This window comes from Chromobacterium sp. ATCC 53434 (genome assembly GCF_002848345.1).
In the GTDB taxonomy this organism is placed as follows: Bacteria; Pseudomonadota; Gammaproteobacteria; order Burkholderiales; family Chromobacteriaceae; genus Chromobacterium.
Genome location: NZ_CP025429.1, coordinates 2,033,379 through 2,054,351, shown reverse-complemented (window position 1 = coordinate 2,054,351; position 20,973 = coordinate 2,033,379). Strand labels below are relative to the sequence as shown.

Below are 20,973 nucleotides of genomic sequence, written 5' to 3'. Positions count from 1 at the left end.
GCATCACAATTGGAAAGGGCGCGGCACATGCACAGCGAACAGGTCCTGGCTTTTCTCGACGAACATCCCGAACTGCTGCAACAGGTGGCGGCGCGCTACGGTCTGCAGTCGGCGCCGCAGAACGGCGAGCGGGTCGTGGTGTCCTTCGTCGAGAGGCAGATGCTGGAGCTGAAGGACCAGAACCGCCAGCTCGAGGCGCAGTTGCAGCAATGGATAGAGCGCGGCCAGGACAACGATCGCATCCTGACCAGGCTGCATCAGCTGACGCTGGCCCAGCTGGCCGCCCGCGGCCTCGAATCCCGCATCGCCGCGTTGCGGGGCAGCCTGCGCCAGCACTTCCAGCTGGAGCGCGTGGCGCTCAGGCTGTGGCATCCGGCCGCCGACGGCGCCGGCGAGCACTACAACGCGCAAAGCGAGGTCCAGGGGCTGGCGCGCAATCTGACCGCGCCGTATTGCGGCCCCTATGTCAACGACGAGGTGCTGAGCTGGTTCCCGCCGACGCCGGTGCTGCAATCGTTCGCCCAGGTGGCGCTGCGCGGCCCCGACGGCCAGGCCTTCGGCATTCTGGTGCTGGCCAGCGACGACACCCAGCGCTTCAGCTTCGACATGCACACCCAGTACTTGAGCCAGATCGGCGAACTGATCTCCGCCGCGCTGTTGTCCGCGCTGGAGGCGCAATGACGGCGACGCCGGGAGGCTTCCTGCTGCTGCTGATCGTCGTCCTGTTCTTTCTGCACCTGTGCTGGCGGCTGACGCGCAGCCGCGACGGCAGCGCCATCGCCTGTTTCGCCGCCGCCTACATGGTGCTGGCCCTGCTGTTGGACCGCCACCCGGAGCCGGTCTCCATCGCGCCGCTGCTGCTTCCCTTCCTCTACCCCTACGCCTGGCTCGGCCTGGCCGCCTCGATGTGGGTGCCGGCCAATATGCGGGTGGAACGGCGCGCGCTGGTTTTCCCGGGCCGCGATCCCAGGCTGACGGCGCTGTTCTGCAGCCAGCTCGCCTTGCATGTCGGCGTGATCGGCCTGTCGCCGTGGCTGGAATGGCGGCCGCTGGCCGTCTATGTGCTGGCGCCGCCGCTGACCGCGGCGATCGGCTACGCCGCCTATCGCATGCAACTGCTGGCGATCCGCCGCACGCAGGACTGCCGCGCGCCATGGGCGAGCTGGGCCGCGCTATGCCTGCTGCTGCCGCTGCTGCTGGCCGGGGTGGAAAGCTGGCTGATGCCGCTGCTGCTGAACTTCACCTGAGCCGCCGGACTTCATCCGATGCGAAAAACGGGACCGGCGCGCCGGTCCCGTTTCTTTATCAGGCCCGCTTAGCAGCGCCCGCCGGCAGTGGCGCGCCATCCGCCGCGGGCCGGGCGCGCAGCAGCGAGCTGAGCGCGATGCCGCCGAAAATCGCGGCCAGGCCGGCCGCGTGATACCAGCGCAGCTCCTCGCCCAGCAGCAGGATGGACTGCAACGCGCCGAAGGCCGGCATCAGATACAGGAAGCCGGCCGCCCTGGCGGTCCCGACCACCGCCACCGCGCGGTTGTACATCAAATAGGCCAGCACCGACGGCAGCAGGCCCAGATAGATCAGGCTGGCCCAGGCGCCGCCGCCCAGCGACGGCCAGCCCGAGCCGCTCGCCTCCCAGGCGAACGGCCCCAGCAACAGCAGCTCCCCGATCAACAGCAGCGTGGCCATCAACACCAGCGGATCGATGCCCGGCTTCAATTTGCGCAGGCCCAGCGTATACACCGCCCAGCTCAGCCCGCCGGCCAGCACCAGCAGATCGCCGCCGCCGAAATGGAAACCGGCCAGTGCGCGCGGATCGCCCTTCAGCACGATCAGCAGGGCCCCGGACAAGGCCAGCGCCATGCCGCTCCATTGCCGCCGGCTGAGCCGCTGGCGGAAATACAGCGAACCCAGCAACAACACCATCACCGGCGTGGCGCTGTTCAGGATGACAGCGTTGGTCGCGGTGGTGGTGCGCACCGCCCAGTACAGGAAGCTATTGGTCAGACCGATGCCGAACAAGCCCAGCAGCAACAGCAAACGCCATTGCCGGCGCAGGCCGGGCCATTCGCGCCTCAGCCGCGGCAGCGCGATCGGCAGCAGGCAGCACAGCGCGATGCCCCAGCGGGCGAAGGCCAGCGTGAACGGACCGATCAGCCCATGCAGGGCGCGGGCGATGACGAAATTGGTGGACCACATCAGCATGGTCAGCGTCAGCAGGATGTAGGCGTTGCGGTGGGATATTGCGGGCTTCATGGCGACTCTTGAAACAATTTGCGCCATTTTAGCGATTTACTGAAAAATAATTACTCAAAAATCGCGAAAAATAGCGATATTAAGTCTACAAAAAATAATAAAACAAGAATTAAATTTCAACAATCAGATATTTACAGCAACGACCACCCTTTCCACCCCTCAGGCGCGCGCGGCGCCGCTCAGCCAGCCGGCGATGAAGTCCGCCACCGCTTCCGCATCGTTCAGGTCCAGCACCGGCACGCCGGCGCGCAACGGCGCGTCGCAGGCCACCGCGATAACATCGGGATCCACATCATGGAGGGCGGGCTTTCCCAATGCCGGCCGATAGACTTCCAGCTTGGCCAGCGGCAGCGTCTTCTGCCCTTCCAGCAGCACCAGATCGCACGGCGCCAACCGCGCGATCTGCTCGTCCAGCGTCAACTCGCGCTCGGTCTCGGCGAACAAGCCGAAACGATGCGGCGACACCACCATCACCTCGCGGGCGCCGGCACGGCGGTGACGGAAGCTGTCCTTGCCCGACGTGTCCAGCTCGATATCGTGATGGCTGTGCTTGATCACCGACACCGCGACGCCCCGCGCGGCCAACGCCGGCAACAACGCCTCCAGCAGGGTGGTCTTGCCGCTGCCGGAATAACCGCACACGCCCAGTACTGTTGGCATCTCTGCTCCTGTCCATCGATAGCCGCCGGGCGCGCCGGCCACTATTTTGATGATTTTGATATTGTTGAAACTAGAATCAACTAATGGCCTGAACCGCCGGCCTCCCGCCTGCCGCATTGTGCCGCGTCCACCCTCCGTCCGCCATCCATCGAAAGGAGAATGCATGCCGCCATTCGAACCGTCCGCCCGCCCCCGCCGTTTCCACGGCCTGGTGGGCAAGCTGCTGGCCATGTCCTTGCTGGCGCTGGCGACGGTCCTGGTCTTCATCGTCTACGCGCTGATGCTGTCCTGGCGGCTGGAAGGCGGCGCCGCGGCGATCAACGACGTCGGCAGCCTGCGCATGCGCAGCTACCGGCTCAGTTATCTGCAATCGGACCAAGCCGCCGCCCAGCAAGTGGAAAACGAGATCGACACCTTCGACCAGATTCTGCTGCGCCTGCGCCATGGCGATCCGGCGCGCCCGCTGTTCCTGCCCGACAATCCGGCGGTGCGCGGCCAGGAGGGGCTGATCGAGCGGCAATGGAGCGAGCAACTGCGGCCATTGCTGCAGCCCGGCTCCGACGGCCCTCCGCTGCGGCAAGTGCAGGCTTTCGTGGTGGAGATAGACCGCTTGGTCAGCATGGTGGAGCGCGACAACGAAAACACCATCCGCCTGTTGCGCCTGTGTCTGATGAGCTTGATCGCGGTGACGGTGCTCGGCACGGCGACCATCGCCTATCTGCTGTTGCGACAAGTGATCGGTCCGCTCAAGCGGTTGAGCCAGGCCATCAGCCGGCTCGGCGACGGCCAGCTGGAAGCGCGAGTGGAGTTCGACAATCGCGACGAATTCGGCGTACTGGCAGATGGCGTCAATCAGATGGCCGGCCGGCTGCAGGCGCTTTACCATGACCTGGAGGCCGAGGTGCGCGACAAAACCCGCGCCGTCGAGGAAAAGAGCCTGCACCTGCAGGCGCTTTACGACATGGTCTCCTTCCTGCACCAACCGCGTCCGCTGGACGAAACCGGCCAGGGCTTCATCCGCCACCTGATGGAGAGAACCGGCGCCGATGCCGCCAGCCTGCGGCTGGTCGATCCGGCGCGCGGCACGCTGGAGTCCATCGCCCAGATCGGCTTGCCGGCCGGGCAAGCGGCCAGTCCGGGGAGCAGCGCCGCCCCGGACCGCGACACCTCGCCGCTACGCCTAGAACTGGACGACGAAGCCGAACTCGCTCATTGCCAGTGTGCCGGCTTCTCCTCCTTCGCGCTGTTTCGCATCCACAGCAGCCACGACGACGTCGGCGTCCTCGCGCTGTATTTCCACCAGCCGCGCACCCTGTCAGAGCCGGAGCGGACCCTGATAGAGACACTGGGCCATCACGTCGGCATGGCGATAGAAAGCCAGCGGCTGACGGCATCGGGAGCCAGCCATCTGCTGCATAGCGAAGCGCGTGACAATATCGTCCAGTCGCTGTTCCTGCTCGACCTGCAGGCGCAGATGCTGGAGGACGCGCTGGACGGACGCGCAGAGGCCGGGGTCCATGAAAGCCTCGCCGCCATACGCGCCGGCGCGCGGCAGTGCGGCGAAGACATGCGCGGCCTGCTGACCGACGCCGCCGCCCCGGACTTCGCCGAGCTGGCGCAAACGCTGTTGCGCCGCTTCGAGCTGCAAACCCGGGTGCCGGCCCGGCTGGAAACGCGCGGCGACGGCGCGCCGCTTGCGCCTCAGCTGCAATTGCAGGCCTGCGCCATCCTGCAGGAGGCGCTGTCCAATATCCGCAGGCACGCGGCGGCCAGCCAGGTTGAGGTGGAAATAGACAACGCCGCCGGCTTCCGTCTGTCTATCCGCGACAACGGCCGCGGCTTCGATCCGCCGCCGACCGAGCACGACGAGGGCCGCGCCGGCCTGTCCCGCATGCGGCAGCAAGCCCGCCGCATCAACGGCCGCATCCGCGTCGTCTCCGCGCCGGAGCACGGCGCCATGGTGGAGCTGATCCTGCCCCGGGAAGCCGGCTAGAACCGCCTCGCGCCCTAGCATTCTCCTTTTGGCGGATTGTCTCGGTCGCCGATAAAAGCTATGTTAAGACAGTCGATATCAAAACCAATGGCGCGATGGATATTCGCGCCCCGCCGCCGTTCGCCATTCCATCATGCCCATGCCCGACATCTTCCCCGCGCTTCCCCGCTTTCGTACCCTGGCCAGCAAGCTGCTGGTGCTGTCCCTGCTGGCGCTTTTCGTCGCCCTGGTCTCGATAGGCTGCACGCTGGCGCTGTCCTGGCGACTGGAAGGCGGCGCCGCCGCGATCAACGATGTCGGCAGCCTGCGCATGCGCACCTTCCGCGCCGCCTATCTGCTGTCCGTCCAGACGCCGGAGCAGAGGCTGCGCGCCGAGATAAGCGGCTTCGACGAGACGCTGGCCCGGCTGCTGAGACACGGCGACCCGGCCCGTCCGCTGTTCCTGCCGGACAACCGCGACATCCGCCAACAGGAACAGCTGCTGGAACAGCGCTGGCGAAACGACATCCGTCCGCGGCTGCAGGCCGCCGGCGCCGGGCCTTCGGCGCAGCAGCTGCACGCCTTCGTCGCCGAGATAGACGGCCTGGTCGGCCTGCTCGAGCGCGACAACGAGAAGCACACCAATCTGCTGCGGATGTTCCAGATGGTGCTGATCGCGATGGCGCTGGCCTGCGCGGTGACCATGGCCTACATGCTGTTCCTGATGGTGATCAATCCGGTCAGCGCGCTGAGCGACGCGATACGCCGCCTGCGCGAGGGCGAACTGGACACCCGGGTCAAAGTGGACCGCCAGGACGAGTTCGGCATGCTGGCCGACGGCTTCAACCAGATGGCCGGCCGGATGCAGGACCTGTACCAGAACCTGGAAAGCAAGGTCAGGCAGAAGACCTTCGAGGTAGAGGAGCAGAATCTCAGGCTGAGGACGCTGTACGATATGAGCTCCTTCCTGCACCAGCAACGCGCGCTGGACGAAACCTGCCGCGGCTTCATCGACAGGCTGATGCGGCTGACCGGCGCCGACGCCGCCAACGCCAGGCTGGTGGACGCGGCGCGCGGCAAGCTGGACCAGATCGCCCAGCAGGGCCTGCCCGACGATATGGCGCAAAGCGAGGAATGCATTCCCGACGACGCCTGCCACTGCGGCGAGGCGATGCAGCAGCCGTTTGCCGTGCTGCGCCACATCGGCGAACTCGAGGGCGAGGAAATCCGCCACTGCCGCAAGGCCGGCTTCGCCTCCATCGCCGTGTTCCACATCCGCAGTCAACGGGAGGATGTCGGCATCTTCACGCTGTACTTCCGCGACAAGCGCGTGCTGTCGATGGCGGAGCAACTGTTGATCGAAACGCTGGGCCAGCACCTGGGCGTCGCCATAGAGAACCAGCGGCTGAGCGCGCGCGAGCGCCAGTTCGCCGTGTCCGAGGAACGCAATCTGATGGCCCAGGGCCTGCACGACAGCATCGCCCAGTCGCTGTCCTTCCTCAATCTGCAAGCGCAGATGCTGGAAGAGGCGATGAATTCGCGCGAGGAGGAACTGGCCCGCGAAAACCTGGTCTTCATTCGAACCGGCGTGCAGGAATGCTACGAAGACGTCAGGGAGTTGCTGCTCAACTTCCGCACCCGCATCAGCCAGCAGGAGTTCCCGCAAGCGGTGCGCACGCTGCTGCAACGCTTCGAACAGCAGACCCGGGTGCCGACGCGGCTGGAGATGCGCGGCGAAGGCAAGCCGCTGGACCCGCAGCAGCAGTTGCAGGTGTTCTTCATCCTGCAGGAGGCGCTGTCCAATATCCGCAAGCACGCCGAAGCCAGCGAAGTCGAGGTGGAAATAGACAACGCCGCCAGCTTCAGCATGCGCATCCGCGACAACGGCCGCGGCTTCGACCCCGACCAGCTCGCCGCCAAGGCCGCGAGCCATGTCGGCGTGTCCATCATGCAAGAGCGGGCCAACCGCATACACAGCCGGATCCACATTCGCTCGGCGCCGAAACAGGGCACCACGGTGGAACTGACCCTGCCCAAAGAGGAGCGCATCAGCGCATGACACAAGCCATACGCATTTTACTGATTGACGATCACACGCTGTTTCGCAGCGGCTTGAAGGCGCTATTGCAGCGGCAGGACGATTTCCTGGTGGTCGGCGAAGCCGCCGACGGACTGGACGGCGTCAAGCAGGCCGAACTGCTGAAGCCCGACGTGGTGCTGCTGGACCTGGACATGCCGGTGATGAACGGCCGCGAAGCGCTGCTGCAAATACTCAGCGCCTGTCCCGACATCGCGGTGCTGATGCTGACCGTGTCCGAGGACGGCGACGATCTGGCCGAATGCATGCGCGGCGGCGCCCGCGGCTACCTGCTGAAGAACATCAACGCCGACTTCCTGCTGGACAGCATTCGCCGCGCGGTGGACGGCGACAGCGTGCTGTCGCCGGAAATGACGGCCAAGCTATTGGCCCAGCTGCGCCAGCCGCAGACGGCCAAGACCAGCGAGGCCGACGCGCTGACCCCGCGCGAGCGGGAAACGTTGGGCTGGCTGGCGCGCGGCGCCAGCAACAAGGAAATCGCCCGCGGGCTAGACCTGGCCGAGAGCACGGTCAAGGTCCATGTGCAAAACATCCTGCGCAAGCTGTCGCTGAGCAGCCGGGTGCAGGCGGCGGTCTATGCCGTGGAGCATGGGCTGGACAAGGTCTGAGCGTGCCTTCGAGCTGTACTGTATATAGCAGCAGTAGTCACCATACGACACAACCCACATGTGAAGTCGCTGTATCAACGATTGCTAGCCCGAGGCAAGACAAGAGTGTCCGCCTTGGGAGCGGCTATGCACAAGCTGGTCCATCCGTGCTTTGGCATACTGAAAACACACCAACCTTACCGGGCCGACTACGTAGGAGCTACTTGACGTGAAAGACGGTATTTACTGCCCTGTCGTCACCTCTAAATGGATGCGAGCATGGCCCGATAGGCCAACCTGCGCTACTCGGCTGCACGCTCATGTGTCTATTAAGCTCAGAGTTGAATGATCATGCCTGACTAGTGGTGTATTTCGTCCAATTTTAGGCCTCCATAAGAAGTATCCTGCCCCGCATCAGGCTGATTCCAATATCAAAATCTTGACGGCATATTTTCCATTCGCCAAAATGTTAAGTTCGCACGCGATATTTTTGGTGACTAAATTACAAGTTAGACTGCCGATGGAGCCCCCCATAATGAAAATCTCAAAAAAATGTACAGTTTTATTGCTGATGATTGGTCTGTCCCACTCCCCATGGACAGAGGGTTAAGCGCTAAGCTCTGAGCGGCGGCGTTCGAACTCAACCGGGGTCAGATACCCCAGGGTCGAATGACGTCGTTGGTGATTGTAAAAACGGATGTAATCAAACACATCTGTACGCGCCTCCTCGTAGCTCCGGTAGTGGGTCAGATAAACACGTTCCGATTTCAGTGAACGGAAGAAGCTCTCCATCGCTGCATTATCCCAGCAGTTCCCGGCGCGGGAGTGGCTCGGTACTATCCCATGCCGCTTCAGCAACGCCTGGTAGTCAAAGGCACAGTACTGACTCCCGCGGTCCGAATGCAGAATTACCTCTCCTGAAGGCTGGCGACGCGCCACTGCCATCGTCAGGGCAGCATGCACCAGTTCTTGCTGCATTCGATGATGCATGGCCCAGCCCACTATCGCCCGGGAGTACAGGTCGAGTACCACCGCCAAGTACAGCCACCCTTCACCGGTTCGGATATAGGTCATGTCCGACACCCAGCGCTGATTGATGTCGCCGCCAGCAGCAAAGTGTCGCTGCAGCAAATTGGGCGCCACGGGTAGAAGGTGTTGACCACCGCTCGCGGGTCTCCAACGTTTACGCGCTCTAACCCTGATACCGTTTCGCCGCATCAAGTCCGCGATGCGATGTCGCCCGCAGACGAAGCCCTGTGCAAGAAGTTCGGCATGGATACGCCGATGGCCATAAATACCGTTGACCTCGGCATGCACCAGCCGGATTTCGCGCAGTAGTTGTCGGTTCGCCATCTCTCGCGCCGAAGGTGGGCGGTGTAGCCACGCATAGTAGCCACTGCGGGACACACGAAACAGTTGGCACATCGGGGCTACCGGGTAGCGGCCCGACAGAGCGTGAATCGCGCGGAATTTCACTTCGTGGGTTGCGAGAAGATGGCAAGCGCCTTTTTTAGGACATCGCGCTCCATGGTAACGCGGGCCAGCTCATCCCGCAGTCGCTTGAGCTCGGCGGCTTCACCGGTCTGTTTGCCTCGGCCAGGGAAGGCATCTGGTCCGGCGTCTTGGAGCTGACGCTTCCACTTGCCCAGCAGCGACTCGGTAATGTCGAAGGCTTGGGCAACATGCCGTAACGGGGTGCCGGCAAGTACCTGCTCAACCGCTTCGCGCTTGAGGGCCTCCGGGAAAGTACGTCTGGTCTTGGTCATGAACACTGCTCCTTGGTGGGGATTATCCACCTTAAGTTAGTGTCCACGGGGAATGGGACAGACCAGATTGCATCATCCTTCACCAACGCTTCCTCCGCAGTTAAGTGCTCTGAAATATCATTACTACAGAATTCAAACCAATCACTTTCAGGTTTCTTTAGTGACCCAATTGATCTGAATGGTAATAGCAAGTTTCCATTTTTAGGAATAGTACTCAAGAGTGACTGCTCGACAGAAACTGCATCTTGCCAAGTGTTATTTAAGGTTACAGAAGCTCTTTTCGAATTTCAATTAGTGGCAGGCGAAGCGTTAGGAATACCTGAAGAAAAAATACAGGATGTGTCCGTAGCATTTGATAGTGCAAACGGCATTCAATTCCCGATTAATAGTGAGTGGTTCGTCATTCCTGAGAACTACGGATCAAGGGGTAGCCATGGGAGTGGATTCATATTTAACACACATTGCGGCTCATCGATCGCGCCCTATAAGGATGGTAACTTGACAATGCTTAATGGAAAAACCATTCCATATGCAGATATCAAACGCCCATTGTCCGAAATGGCTAACCCAAAGGCTATTGAACGACTCAAGAGTGCTCTTCGCCAGATGATGACGAACCAAAAATGAGCACGCAGTCTAACTATTCAATCCAGAGGGCAGGCAATCGGCTGCACTGATCATCTGCCGCAGGGCTGTAAGTTGGGCTAAGCTTACTAAGCCCAACGCTTACCACAGTATGGAATCATCATGACAGATCGCAATCTCGACCTGACAGCACAAGAACGTTCCGCACTGGAGCAGAATAACTTGGCAATAGGGCTTGTGAAAGAAACGAATACTGGCCAGCCCATCCCAATTGCATCCATCTTCCTGGATGCAATCCCAATGAGCATGCTTCAGTACTGGTCTACAATTCAAAGGCCTGACGCTGTCGCTCACTTGAAACAGGCTATAGCTGCTGGCGATCACGTAAATCGAATCCAATGGTGATGGATACACCACCCTTCACGGTGCGGCAGAAAATGGATGCGCCGGGAACGTTAAGCTTCTTCTTGGGAATGGCGCGGATACTACAATTAGAACCTCCTCCGAAAAATCCGCGGCCGATCTCGCGAGGCAACAAGGGTACGAAATGATTGCTACCCTTCTAGAAACAGCCACCATTTCGCAGCCCGAGCGGCGTTGATGGAAGTTTTGGTAGCCACAGCTATTCCCTCACCTCAAGACCCATATCAGTGGATCACTTATGCACTTTGACCTTACCACCTTTCAAGAACCAATGAAGCGCGTCTATGACTTGGCTGGGGCGCTCAAAAGGAAGCCAGACTATGTAAAAGCGGTTCAAGAGATGACGCTTAATACCAGCAAACCATTTCTTGGTCTCAAGGGAACGCATGGTCTTTGGGGTTCTGACCAGTGGTGGGAGAGCATTCGATCGGGAAGGCTGACTGTGAAAACGGTCACAGGTGTGATTCTAGAAATAGTGTTTTCCGGTCAAGATGCACGATGGGGAGATCAAACCAATAGCTTCAATCTAAAGCTTGAAGACGGCTCTGTTGTACTTGAATCAATTTACACGCATGAAAAAACTGATCGAAAACTATTTCGCCCAGGCGCCAAAGTCGTTATTGCATATGTCTTGGATGAGCTAAAAAAGCAACCCTCCCAAGGTGGTGGAGTTAACTATTCTGAATCCGTACTAGAAATGCTCGTTTCTAAGCAACTCCATGATTAACCTTTCAGTCAACATGACCATGTACATGACCTGACAGGCCAACCCGCGTCATGATCTCTCCACCCAAAAAGCGCCGCGCTCCCTCTCAGGAAGCGCGGCGTTTTTCATTCCGAAGCGTTCAGCCGCGCGGGCGCACCAGCTGCCAGGCGCGTCCCAGATAGGTCACGGCGCCGAAGCCGCTCCACACGTGCACCAGCCGGGTGAACGGGAAGATCACGAACAGGCTCATGCCCATGAACAGATGCAGCTTGAACACCGGCGAGGCGGAGACGATGAAGTCCGCCGCGTCGCCGCGGAAGGTGACGATGTGCTGCGCCCAGCTCATCAGCAGCACCATTTCGTGACCGTCCAGATGCCGGGCCGACACGAAGATGGTGGACAGGCCCAGCAACAGCGTGGCCAGTATCCACAGCAGTACCAGCTTGTCGCGCCAGGTGGTGTTGGCGGCCAGGCGGTCGCACATGAAGCGGCGATGCAACAGCAGCACGATGCCGATCAGGCACAGGCCGCCCATCAGGCCGCCGGCGCTCATCGCGAACAGCTGCTTGAAGCTGTGCGTCACACCCAGCGCGTCCCACACCGCCAGCGGCGTCAAGAGGCCGGCCAGATGGCCGAAGAACAGGCCGATGATGCCAAGGTGGAACAAGATGCTGCCCAGGCGCAGCTGGCCGCGGTACAGCAGTTGCGACGACTCGCTCTTCCAGCCGTACTGCTCGCGCTCGAAGCGGATCAGGCTACCCAGCAGGAAGATGGACAGCGCGATATAGGGGTAGATGCCGAATACAAATTGATGAAGGTAGCTCATGGTTTTCTCCTGCATGGCGGAGGGCGGGCGGCATCGCCCCCTCTCCCCGACCCTCTCCCGCGAGGGGAGAGGGAGATTTAGGTTCTACATGGCGGCCTTGGCCCCGGTCGCAAGCCTTCGGCCTGGCCCATCCGCTCTCCCTGCCCTTTGCCCGCAAGCAGAGAGGGCGGCCCGGACGCTAGCGCGCGCCGCGCGGATAGAAATTGACCGGGGCGATCGCCGGCGGCGCCGGGCGCAACAAGGGCTCCACGCCATCGGCGCCGGGACCGAAGGTTTCCAGCATCTCGTCCATGTCGCGGATCGGCGGCGCTTTCAGCGGCTCGGGCCTGACCGGCGACAAGGTCAGCAGCGCGTCGAACAGGCCGGCGTACACCGAGCCGGCCTCGTTCAGCTTGCCGGCCACATGGCCGATCACATGCACCGCGTCGCTCAGCAGCCGCTCGGACTCGGCCTTGTCGCACTGCCCCAGGAACTCCAGGAACAGCGGCAGGTAGTCCGGCAGCTCGTTGCAGACCGGCTCGAAACCATGCCGGCGGTATTCCTCCAGCAGGTCCACCATCGCCTGGCCGCGGGCGCGGTCCTCGCCGTGGATGTGCTCGAACAGATGCAGCGAGTGCGACGGGTTGCGGTCGAAAGTCAGCACGTAGCGCTGCTGCGACTCGATCAACTCGTCGTTCTCCAGCGCCTGCAACAACGGTTCCAGCAGGCTGGCGGTTTGCAGGTGCTCGGCCGCCTCGGCGCGGATCTCGTCCGCCGCGACGACCAACTCGGCCTCCGGGTAGCACAAGAGCGCGGACAGAATGGCGTGGATGCGCATGATGCTCTCCTCAGTTGCCGGCGTTGGACTTGCGGTCGCGCCGCATGTCGTGGAATACGATGGGCGTGGCCTTCTTCTTGCCGAACAGGCTGGCCTCGGAGTCGCCGCCGGAGCAGCCGTTGCCGAAGCTGAAGCCGCAACTGGCCTTGTCCTCGAAGGCGTTCTCCACCATTTCCTTGTGGCTGGACGGAATCACGAAGCGGTCCTCGTAATTGGCGATGGCCATCACCTGGTACATTTCCTCCACCTGGCTTGCGGTCAGGTGGGTGCCGGCCAGGGTCGACGCGTCGCTGACCTTTTCCACGCTCTTCTTGCGCATGTAACGGCGCATCGCCACCATGGTCTCCAGCGCCTTGACTACCGGCTCTTCCTTGCCGGCCGTCAGCAGATTGGCCAGATACTTGATCGGTATCCGCAGGCTCTGCACGTCCGGAATGATCCCGCCCTCGCCTATCAGGCCGCTTTCCATCGCGCTCTGGATCGGCGACAGCGGCGGGATGTACCACACCATAGGCAGGGTCCGGTATTCCGGGTGCAGCGGGAAGGCCACTTTCCACTCCATCGCCATCTTGTACACCGGCGAGCGCCGCGCGGCGTCCAGCCAGCTTTGCGGGATGCCCTGCTTCAGCGCCTCGGCGGCGATGACCGGATCATTCGGGTCCAGAAACAGGTCCAGCTGCGACTGGTACAGATCCTGCGGGTCCTCGACCGCCGCCGCCTCCTCGATCTTGTCGGCGTCGTACAACAGCACGCCCAGGTAGCGGATGCGGCCGACGCAGGTTTCGGAACAGACGGTGGGCTGGCCGGATTCGATGCGCGGATAGCAGAAGATGCACTTCTCGGCCTTGCCTGACGTCCAGTTGTAATAGATCTTCTTGTACGGACAGCCGGACACGCACATCCGCCAGCCGCGGCACTTGTCCTGGTCGATCAGCACGATGCCGTCGTCTTCGCGCTTGTAGATGGAGCCGGATGGGCAGGAGGCGACGCAGGCCGGGTTCAGGCAGTGCTCGCACAGCCGCGGCAGATACATCATGAAGGTGTTCTCGAAGGCCGAGTACATCTCCTTCTGGATGCCTTCGAACAAGGCGTCCTTGGCGCGCTTGGAGAATTCGCCGCCCAGGTCGTCCTCCCAGTTCGGGCCCCATTCGATCTTGTCCATCTTCTTGCCGGTCAGCACCGACACCGGGCGCGCGGTCGGCGGCGTCCGCATCCGCGGTGCGTTCTGCAGATGCTCGTAGTCGTAGGTGAACGGCTCGTAGTAGTCGTCTATCGCCGGCAGATTGGGATTGGCGAAGATATTGGCCAAGATCCTCAGCTTGCCGCCCTGGCGCGGCTCCAGCTTGCCGTCGGCGCGGCGCTTCCAGCCGCCCTGCCATTTTTCCTGGTTTTCCCAGTCCTTCGGGTAGCCGATGCCGGGCTTGGTCTCCACATTGTTGAACCAGGCGTACTCGATGCCGTCGCGGCTGGTCCAGACGTTCTTGCAGGTGACCGAACAGGTGTGGCAGCCGATGCACTTGTCCAGGTTCAGCACCATGCCGATTTGCGCGCGTATCTTCATTGCTTCTCTCCCGCGGACGGAGCCGTCTCGTCCATCCAGTCGACTTTGTCCATCTTGCGCACCACGACGAATTCGTCGCGGTTGGCGCCCACCGTGCCGTAGTAGTTGAAGCCCCAGGACAGCTGGGCGTAACCGCCTATCATGTGGGTGGGCTTGGTCACGGTCCGGGTCACCGAGTTGTGGATGCCGCCGCGCTTGCCGGATACCTCGGCGCCCGGCACGTTGATGATCTTCTCCTGGGCGTGGTACATCAGCGTCATGCCTTCCGGCACCCGCTGCGACACCACCGCGCGGGCGGTCAGCGTGCCGTTGACGTTGAATACCTCGATCCAGTCGTTGTCGGCGATGCCGGCCTTGGCGGCGTCGATCTCGGACAGCCAGACGTGGGGGCCGCCACGGCTCAGCGTCAGCATGCGCAGATTGTCGGAATAGGTGCTGTGTATGCCCCATTTCTGGTGCGGGGTGATGAAGTTCAGCACCAGCTCGTGATTGCCGTTGCCATGCTTGCCCAGCACCGCCTGCGTGGTCTTCAAATCGACCGCCGGCTTATACACACACAATCCCTCGCCGAAGGCCCGCATCCACTGGTGATCCTGGTAGAACTGCTGGCGGCCGGTCAGCGTGCGCCACGGGATCAACTCGTGGACATTGGTGTAACCCGCGTTGTAGCTGACTTCCTCGCTCTCCAGACCGGACCAGGTCGGCGAGGAAATGATCTTGCGCGGCTGCGCCTGCACATCTCTAAATCGAATGGTGTCATGCTCGCGCGGACGGGCAAGGTGTGTATGGTCGCGGCCGGTGATCTTGGACAGCGCGTCCCAGGCTTTCACCGCCACATGGCCGTTGGTCTCCGGCGCCAGCGTCAAAATCATCTCCGCGGCGTCGATGGCGGTCTCAAGCCGGGGTTGGCCCTTGCCGGCGCCGGATTGCGCCACCTGGTTCAGGCCGCGCAGAATGTCCACCTCGTGCGCCGTCTTCCAGCCTATGCCCTTGCCGCCGTTCCCTGCCTTTTCCAGCAGCGGGCCGATGGTGGTGAACTTGTCGTAGATCGCGCCGTAGTCGCGCTCCACCACCGTCATCGCCGGCATGGTCTTGCCCGGCACCGGCTCGCACTCGCCCTTTTTCCAATCCTTGGGATCGAAAGGCTGGCCCAACTCCTGCGGGCTGTCGTGCATCAGCGGCGTCAGCACCAGGTCTTTTTGCACGCCCAGATAGTCCTTGCCGATCTCGGACAGGCTCTTGGCGAAACCCTTGTAGATCTCCCAGTCGCTCCTGGCCTGCCACAAGGGCTGCACCGCCTCGGACAGCGGGTGGATGAAGGGGTGCATGTCCGAGGTGTTCAGGTCGTCCTTCTCGTACCAGGTGGCGGTGGGCAGCACGATGTCGCCGTACAGACAGGTGGTGGACATGCGGAAATCCAGCACCACCATCAGGTCCAGCTTGCCCTCGGCGGCCGGACGCACGGTGATCTCGGACGGCTTGATGCAATCGTCCTCCGAGCCCAGCACCGCGTTCTGGGTGCCCAGCAGGTATTTGAGGAAGTACTCGTGGCCCTTGCCGGAGCTGCCCAGGATGTTGGAGCGCCAGACGAACATGTTTCGCGGGAAGTTCTGCGGGTTGTCCGGGTCGTTGCAAGCCAGGTCCAGCTCGCCGTTCTTCAAGCCCCGCACGGCGTAGTCGACCGGACTCTGGCCGGCCGCCTCGGCTGCGCGGACGACGTCCAGCGGATTCGTCGACAACTGCGGCGCCGACGGCAGCCAGCCCATCCGTTCGGCCTTGGCGTTGTAATCGATCAGCGCCATGCCGGCCATCTCGCCGTCGGCGGTCGGGCACAGGATCTCGCCGACGCCCAGCTTTTCATGCCGCCACTGGCTGGTATGGGCGTAGAAGAAGCTGGTGCCGTTCATCTGCCGCGCCGGACGGACCCAGTCGCCGGCGAAGGCCAGCGGCGCCCAGCCGGTCTGCGGGCGCAGCTTTTCCTGGCCGACGTAATGGCACCAGCCGCCGCCGGACTGGCCGATGCAGCCGCACAGCATCAACATATTGATGATGCCGCGGTAGGTCATGTCCATGTGGTACCAGTGGTTCAGCGCCGCGCCGACGATGACCATCGATTTGCCGCGGGTCTGATCGGCGTTCTGCGCGAACTCGCGCGCCACCTGTATCACCAGCTCCGGCTTCACGCCGGTGTGCTTTTGCTGCCAGGCCGGCGTGTACGGCGCGTCGTCCATGTAGTCGATGGCGACGTTGCCGCCGCCCAGACCGCGGTCCAGGCCGTAGTTGGCCGCCATCAGGTCGAACACCGTGGCCACCAGCGCCTCGCCGCCGTCCGCCAGCTTGATCTTCTTCACCGGCACGTTGCGGGTCAGCAACTCATCGTGCTCGGCGCCGAAGTAAGGGAAGCCGACGCCGACCACCTCGTCGCGATCGTCTATCAGCGACAGCTGGCCGGACACCTCGCGCTCGCCCTGGGCCTTCTGCTCCAGGTTCCACTTGCCGGCCTCGCCGTCGGCCTGGCCCCAGCGGAAGCCGATGGCGCCATTCGGTGCGACGATGTCGCCGCTGGCCTCGTCGATCAGCAGCGTCTTCCACTCCGGGTTGTTGTTCTCGCCCAGCTGGCCGTCAAGGTGGGAGGCGCGCAGGAAATAGTCCGGCAGCCAGCGCTCGCCGTCGTATTTGAGCGTCACCAGCATCGGCATATCGGTGTAGCGGCGGATATAGTCGGTGAAGTAGCCGGACGGCCGGTCGAGATGGAATTCCTTGAAGATCACATGGCCCATCGCCATCGCCAGCGCGGCGTCGGTGCCCTGTTTGGGCGCCAGCCAGATGTCGCCGAACTTGGCCATTTCGCCGAAGTCGCTGGACACCGCCACCGTCTTGGTGCCCTTGTAGCGCACCTCGGTGTAGAAGTGGGCGTCCGGCGTGCGGGTCATCGGCACGTTGGAGCCCCACACCATCAGATAGGTCGAGTTGTACCAGTCGGCCGATTCGGCGACGTCGGTCTGCTCGCCCCAGGTCTGCGGGCTGGCCGGCGGCAGGTCGCAATACCAGTCATAGAACGACAGCGGCACGCCGCCGATCAGACTGAGATAGCGGCTGCCGGCGGCGTAGGACACCATGGACATCGCCGGAATCGGCGAAAAGCCCACCACCCGGTCCGGGCCGAACTTCTTGATGGTGAAGGCGTTGGCCGCCGCGACGATCTCGTTGGCCTCGTCCCAGCTGGCGCGCACGAAACCGCCCTGGCCGCGCGCGGACTTGTACTGACCGGCGAGCTCGGGCGTCTGGCTGATCTTTTCCCAGGCCTCGACCGGGCTCAAGCTCTGGCGGGCGTCGCGCCACAGCCGGGCCAGCTCGCCGCGCAGCATCGGATATTTGACGCGCTGGGCGGAATACACGTACCAGCTATAGGACGCGCCGCGCGGACAGCCGCGCGGTTCGTGGTTGGGCAGGTCGGGACGGGTGCGCGGGTAGTCGGTCTGCTGGGTTTCCCAGGTGATCAGGCCGTTCTTCACATACACCTTCCAGCTGCAGGAGCCGGTGCAGTTGACGCCGTGGGTGGAGCGGACGATCTTGTCGTGCTGCCAGCGCTGGCGGTAGGCGTCCTCCCAGCCGCGGTCTTCGTTCACCACCGCGCCGTGGCCGTCGGCGAAGGTGCTCTTGACCTTGCCCAGGAAATTCAGTCTGTCGAGAAAATGGCTCATCTTGCCTCCATGCACGCCGGGAACCCTGCCCCGCGTCGCCGCCGTCCGGCAGCTGATACTGGTTGCGATAGTCCTTAGCCTATCTTTGATCGAAAAACTGTCCAATCGGCCAGTAGCAGAGAGCAATGCCTGCATATGGAGGGGGCTAGCTAAGCCTTAAGTAGTAGTTCGTAGTAAAACGAAAAACCGATATGAAAAAGGCGCCCAAAGGCGCCTCTTCATCTCATCCACCCCGCAAGCCGCGGACTTCGCCCCCGCTCAACAAGGCACCTCAGCCTTCTTGCGCGCGTAATACCAGCCGTTGATCGCCAGGCAACTCAGATAGAAGGCGATGAACACGTACAACGCCGCCTCCACGCCGCCGGTCATCGCGATAGAAGTGCCGTAGCTCTTCGGGATGAAGAAGCCGCCGTAGGCGCCGATCGCGCTGGTGAAGCCCAGCACCGCCGCCGCCTCGCGGGTGGCGTCCTGCGTCGCCTGCCGCTGCGCCGCCTCGCCCGGCCCGGCCAGACGCTGGTGCAGCGTCAGGAAGATGGCCGGCACCTGCATGAAGGTGGAGCCGTTGCCGATGCCGGTCAGCGCGAACAGGCACAGGAACATCGCGAAGAAGCCGGAGAAGCTGCCGCCCTGGCCGCCGTGCGGCAGAAAGAAGATCACGCCGAGCACGGCCAGCGCCATCAGCGCGAACGCGGTCTGCGTCACCTTGGCGCCGCCTATCTTGTCGGCCAGCCAGCCGCCCAGCGGACGGGCCAGCGCGCCGACGAAGGGTCCGATGAAGGCGTAGCGGGTGGGGTCGATATCGGGGAACTGGCCTTTGACCAGCAGCGGAAAGCCGGCGGAGAAGCCGATGAAGGAGCCGAAAGTCCCGACATAGAGCCAGCACATCAGCCAGTTATGCTTGCGGGTGAAGATCACCGCCTGCTCGGAGAACGAGGACTTGGCCGAAGCCAGGTCGTTCATGCCGAACCAGGCCGCCAGCGAAGACAGCAGGATGAACGGCACCCAGACGAAGCCGGCGTTCTGCAACCACATCTGCTTGGACAGCGCGCCTTTCGCCCAATGCTGCGGATCGCCGCCCAACTGGCCGAACAGGCCCATGGTGATGACGATGGGCACGACGAACTGCACGATGGATACGCCCAGATTGCCCAGGCCGGCATTCAGGCCCAGCGCGGTGCCCTTCTCAGCCTTCGGGAAAAAGAAGCTGATATTGGCCATGCTGGAGCTGAAATTGCCGCCGCCGAAGCCGCACAACAGCGCCAGCACCACCATGGTCACATAGCTGGTGCTGGGGTCCTGCACCGCGAATCCGATGCCCACGGCCGGAACCAGCAGGCTGGTGGTGGAAATCGCCGTCCATTTGCGGCCGCCGAACACCGGCACCATGAAGGAATAGAAAATACGCAGCGTCGCGCCGGACAAGGCCGGCAACGCCGCCAGCCAGAACAGCTGGTTCTGGCTGTAGCCGAAGCCGATATTCGGCATATTGAGCACCGCCACGCTCCAGACCTGCCAGATCGCGAAGGCCAGCGTCAGCGCCGGAATCGAGATCCACAGATTGCGCCGCGCCACCGAACGGCCCCGCTCCCGCCAGAATGGAGCCGACTCCGGCTCCCAGTGTTTGATCAGATAAGTCATCAATGTCTCCCGCGCCGCGCTCAGCCGCGCGCCTTGGTCAAGGGAATGGAATCGGCGGATTCGGCCACGCGTGCCCCGGCCGCCGACTTGAAGGAAAAATGCATCCACACCAGGCTGACGCACACCGTGCCGTACAGCAGCATGAAGGCGCTGGATCGTATGCCGGTCAGATCCAGCAGCACGCCGAACAAGATAGGCAGCAGGAAGCCGCCCAGGCCGCCGGACAGGCCCACCACGCCGGATACCGCGCCGATGGAATCGGGAAACTCGTCGGCGATGAACTTGAACACCGAGGCCTTGTCTATCGCCATCGCCACGCCGACCACGAACAACAGGCCGGTGAACAGGTAGACGTCGAGGCCGATATGCAGGCTCATTGGCCCGTTCACGGTGGCGACGCGCATCTCGGTCTGCGGATAGGACAGCAGAAAGAAGGCCACCCAGCACACCCACATCACCGCCCAGGTGACCGCGTGCGGGCCGAAACGGTCGGACAGATAGCCGCCGGCCGCGCGCAGCGCGCCGCCCGGCAGGGAAAAGCAGGCCGCCAGCAAGGCCGCGTGCTTCAAGTCCAGTCCGTACTCGCCGACGTAGTACTTGGTCATCCACAGCGCCAGCGCCACATAGCCGCCGAACACCACCGAGTAGTACTGGCAGTAGCGCAGCACCGCCGGATGCCTCATCAGCGCCAGTTGCTGGCGCAGGGTGACGGTGGCCGGCGCCTTGTGCGCCGGATCGCTGAAGGAGAACAGCCAGAACAGCACGGCGGCGGCCAGCATGATCAGCGCGTAGGCGGTGGGCACGCTCTGCCAGCCCCAGGCGACGATCAGCGCCGGCACCGCCAGCTTGGTCAGCGCCGCGCCGGCATTGCCGGCGCCGAAGACGCCCATGGCCAGCCCCTGCTGCTCCTTGCGGAACCAGCGCGCCACATAAGGCGTGCCGACCGAGAACGAACCGCCGGCCAGGCCGACGAAGAGCCCGGCCAGCAGAAACTGCCAGTAAGCGCCGGCGAACTGCATCAGGAAGATGGGGATCACGCAGCTGAGCATCAGCGCGAACATCACCGGACGGCCGCCGTAGCGGTCGGTCCAGATGCCCAGCGGCACCCGGCACAGCGAGCCGCTCAGCACCGGCGTCGCCGCCAGGATGCCGAACTCGGTTTCATTGAGGCCCAGCTGCTGCTTGATCGGAATGCCCAGCACCGCGAACATCATCCAGACCATGAAGCAGACGGTGAAGGCCATCGTGCTGCTGGTCAGCACGCTGTAGCGTTGGAATGCGGAAGAGCTCATGGCGCCATACCGGTGGAGTGGTCATGGCTGCCACGATACGCGGCGACGGCGCGAGCGGAAATTAGTCCGCAGAAGGACTATCGGC

19 protein-coding genes and 1 pseudogene are annotated in these 20,973 nt (G+C 62.8%); 10 read left to right on the top strand and 10 right to left on the bottom strand.

What is annotated here, in order from left to right; translation table 11 throughout:
- Window positions 1–27 precede the first annotated feature (27 nt).
- Together CXB49_RS09230 and CXB49_RS09225 are read left to right on the top strand one after the other, a co-directional pair.
- The gene (locus CXB49_RS09230; protein WP_101708125.1) at window positions 28–681 is read left to right on the top strand and encodes a DUF484 family protein; all 654 of its coding nucleotides are present in this window, start codon (window positions 28–30) and stop codon (window positions 679–681) included.
- Window positions 678–1,247, top strand: a complete 570-nt coding sequence (locus tag CXB49_RS09225; RefSeq protein WP_101708124.1) for a hypothetical protein — start codon at window positions 678–680, stop codon at window positions 1,245–1,247. The genes CXB49_RS09230 and CXB49_RS09225 overlap by 4 nt, the downstream gene beginning before the upstream one ends.
- Before the next feature lie 58 nt (window positions 1,248–1,305).
- Here CXB49_RS09225 and CXB49_RS09220 read toward each other — a convergent pair whose 3' ends face one another.
- Window positions 1,306–2,253: a DMT family transporter gene (locus CXB49_RS09220; RefSeq protein ID WP_158300698.1), complete on the bottom strand. Its 948-nt coding sequence runs from the start codon at window positions 2,251–2,253 to the stop codon at window positions 1,306–1,308.
- Between the two features lie 159 nt (window positions 2,254–2,412).
- A complete protein-coding gene (gene mobB / locus CXB49_RS09215; protein ID WP_101708122.1) occupies window positions 2,413–2,913 on the bottom strand; it encodes a molybdopterin-guanine dinucleotide biosynthesis protein B in 501 nt (166 codons plus the stop codon).
- A gap of 163 nt (window positions 2,914–3,076) precedes the next feature.
- Here mobB and CXB49_RS09210 point away from each other — a divergent pair, with 163 nt between their 5' ends.
- The 4 genes and pseudogenes from CXB49_RS09210 to CXB49_RS24105 form a co-directional block, all read left to right on the top strand.
- Complete coding sequence (locus CXB49_RS09210; RefSeq protein ID WP_101708121.1) at window positions 3,077–4,906, top strand: type IV pili methyl-accepting chemotaxis transducer N-terminal domain-containing protein; 1,830 nt, start codon at window positions 3,077–3,079, stop codon at window positions 4,904–4,906.
- A 133-nt stretch (window positions 4,907–5,039) separates the two neighbouring features.
- Window positions 5,040–6,944 carry a type IV pili methyl-accepting chemotaxis transducer N-terminal domain-containing protein gene (locus CXB49_RS09205; protein WP_233493009.1) on the top strand — a complete coding sequence of 635 codons (1,905 nt, stop codon included), beginning with the start codon at window positions 5,040–5,042 and terminating at the stop codon, window positions 6,942–6,944.
- The gene (locus CXB49_RS09200) at window positions 6,941–7,591 is read left to right on the top strand and encodes a response regulator transcription factor (protein WP_101708120.1); all 651 of its coding nucleotides are present in this window, start codon (window positions 6,941–6,943) and stop codon (window positions 7,589–7,591) included. Before CXB49_RS09205 ends, CXB49_RS09200 begins: the two co-directional genes overlap by 4 nt.
- A gap of 6 nt (window positions 7,592–7,597) precedes the next feature.
- Window positions 7,598–7,798: pseudogene (locus tag CXB49_RS24105) on the top strand (IS110 family transposase); the annotation flags it as partial.
- 378 nt (window positions 7,799–8,176) lie between these two features.
- Here CXB49_RS24105 and CXB49_RS09195 read toward each other — a convergent pair.
- Window positions 8,177–9,046 carry an IS3 family transposase gene (locus CXB49_RS09195; RefSeq protein WP_101706526.1) on the bottom strand — a complete coding sequence of 290 codons (870 nt, stop codon included), beginning with the start codon at window positions 9,044–9,046 and terminating at the stop codon, window positions 8,177–8,179.
- A complete protein-coding gene (locus CXB49_RS09190; RefSeq protein WP_046158739.1) occupies window positions 9,043–9,336 on the bottom strand; it encodes a transposase in 294 nt (97 codons plus the stop codon). Before CXB49_RS09190 ends, CXB49_RS09195 begins: the two co-directional genes overlap by 4 nt.
- Before the next feature lie 12 nt (window positions 9,337–9,348).
- Here CXB49_RS09190 and CXB49_RS23375 point away from each other — a divergent pair, with 12 nt between their 5' ends.
- The 4 genes from CXB49_RS23375 (at window position 9,349) to CXB49_RS23365 (ending at window position 11,071) form a co-directional block, all read left to right on the top strand.
- Window positions 9,349–9,963 (top strand): hypothetical protein, encoded by a 615-nt coding sequence (locus CXB49_RS23375; RefSeq protein ID WP_158300697.1) that lies wholly within the window; start codon window positions 9,349–9,351, stop codon window positions 9,961–9,963.
- 120 nt (window positions 9,964–10,083) lie between these two features.
- Window positions 10,084–10,326, top strand: a complete 243-nt coding sequence (locus tag CXB49_RS23370) for a hypothetical protein (protein ID WP_158300696.1) — start codon at window positions 10,084–10,086, stop codon at window positions 10,324–10,326.
- Window positions 10,310–10,522, top strand: coding sequence for an ankyrin repeat domain-containing protein (locus tag CXB49_RS24425; protein ID WP_101710662.1), 213 nt, complete (start codon window positions 10,310–10,312; stop codon window positions 10,520–10,522). Before CXB49_RS23370 ends, CXB49_RS24425 begins: the two co-directional genes overlap by 17 nt.
- 60 nt (window positions 10,523–10,582) lie before the next feature.
- Window positions 10,583–11,071, top strand: coding sequence for a hypothetical protein (locus tag CXB49_RS23365; protein ID WP_158300695.1), 489 nt, complete (start codon window positions 10,583–10,585; stop codon window positions 11,069–11,071).
- 118 nt (window positions 11,072–11,189) lie between these two features.
- Here the strand turns inward: CXB49_RS23365 and narI are convergent, their stop codons facing one another.
- The 6 genes from narI to CXB49_RS09155 form a co-directional block, all read right to left on the bottom strand.
- Window positions 11,190–11,876, bottom strand: coding sequence for a respiratory nitrate reductase subunit gamma (gene narI / locus CXB49_RS09180; protein ID WP_101708119.1), 687 nt, complete (start codon window positions 11,874–11,876; stop codon window positions 11,190–11,192).
- 178 nt (window positions 11,877–12,054) lie between these two features.
- Window positions 12,055–12,693, bottom strand: coding sequence for a nitrate reductase molybdenum cofactor assembly chaperone (gene narJ / locus CXB49_RS09175; RefSeq protein WP_101708118.1), 639 nt, complete (start codon window positions 12,691–12,693; stop codon window positions 12,055–12,057).
- A 10-nt stretch (window positions 12,694–12,703) separates the two neighbouring features.
- Entirely contained in the window at window positions 12,704–14,254 is a 1,551-nt protein-coding gene (gene narH, locus CXB49_RS09170; protein WP_101708117.1) for a nitrate reductase subunit beta, read from the bottom strand.
- On the bottom strand, window positions 14,251–17,958 hold the full coding sequence (locus CXB49_RS09165; RefSeq protein ID WP_101708116.1) for a nitrate reductase subunit alpha: 3,708 nt from the start codon (window positions 17,956–17,958) through the stop codon (window positions 14,251–14,253). Before CXB49_RS09165 ends, narH begins: the two co-directional genes overlap by 4 nt.
- A 258-nt stretch (window positions 17,959–18,216) precedes the next feature.
- Complete coding sequence (locus CXB49_RS09160; protein ID WP_199406812.1) at window positions 18,217–19,596, bottom strand: NarK family nitrate/nitrite MFS transporter; 1,380 nt, start codon at window positions 19,594–19,596, stop codon at window positions 18,217–18,219.
- Window positions 19,597–19,616: 20 nt separating this feature from the next.
- Entirely contained in the window at window positions 19,617–20,888 is a 1,272-nt protein-coding gene (locus CXB49_RS09155) for a nitrate/nitrite transporter (RefSeq protein WP_101708114.1), read from the bottom strand.
- Window positions 20,889–20,973 lie beyond the last annotated feature (85 nt).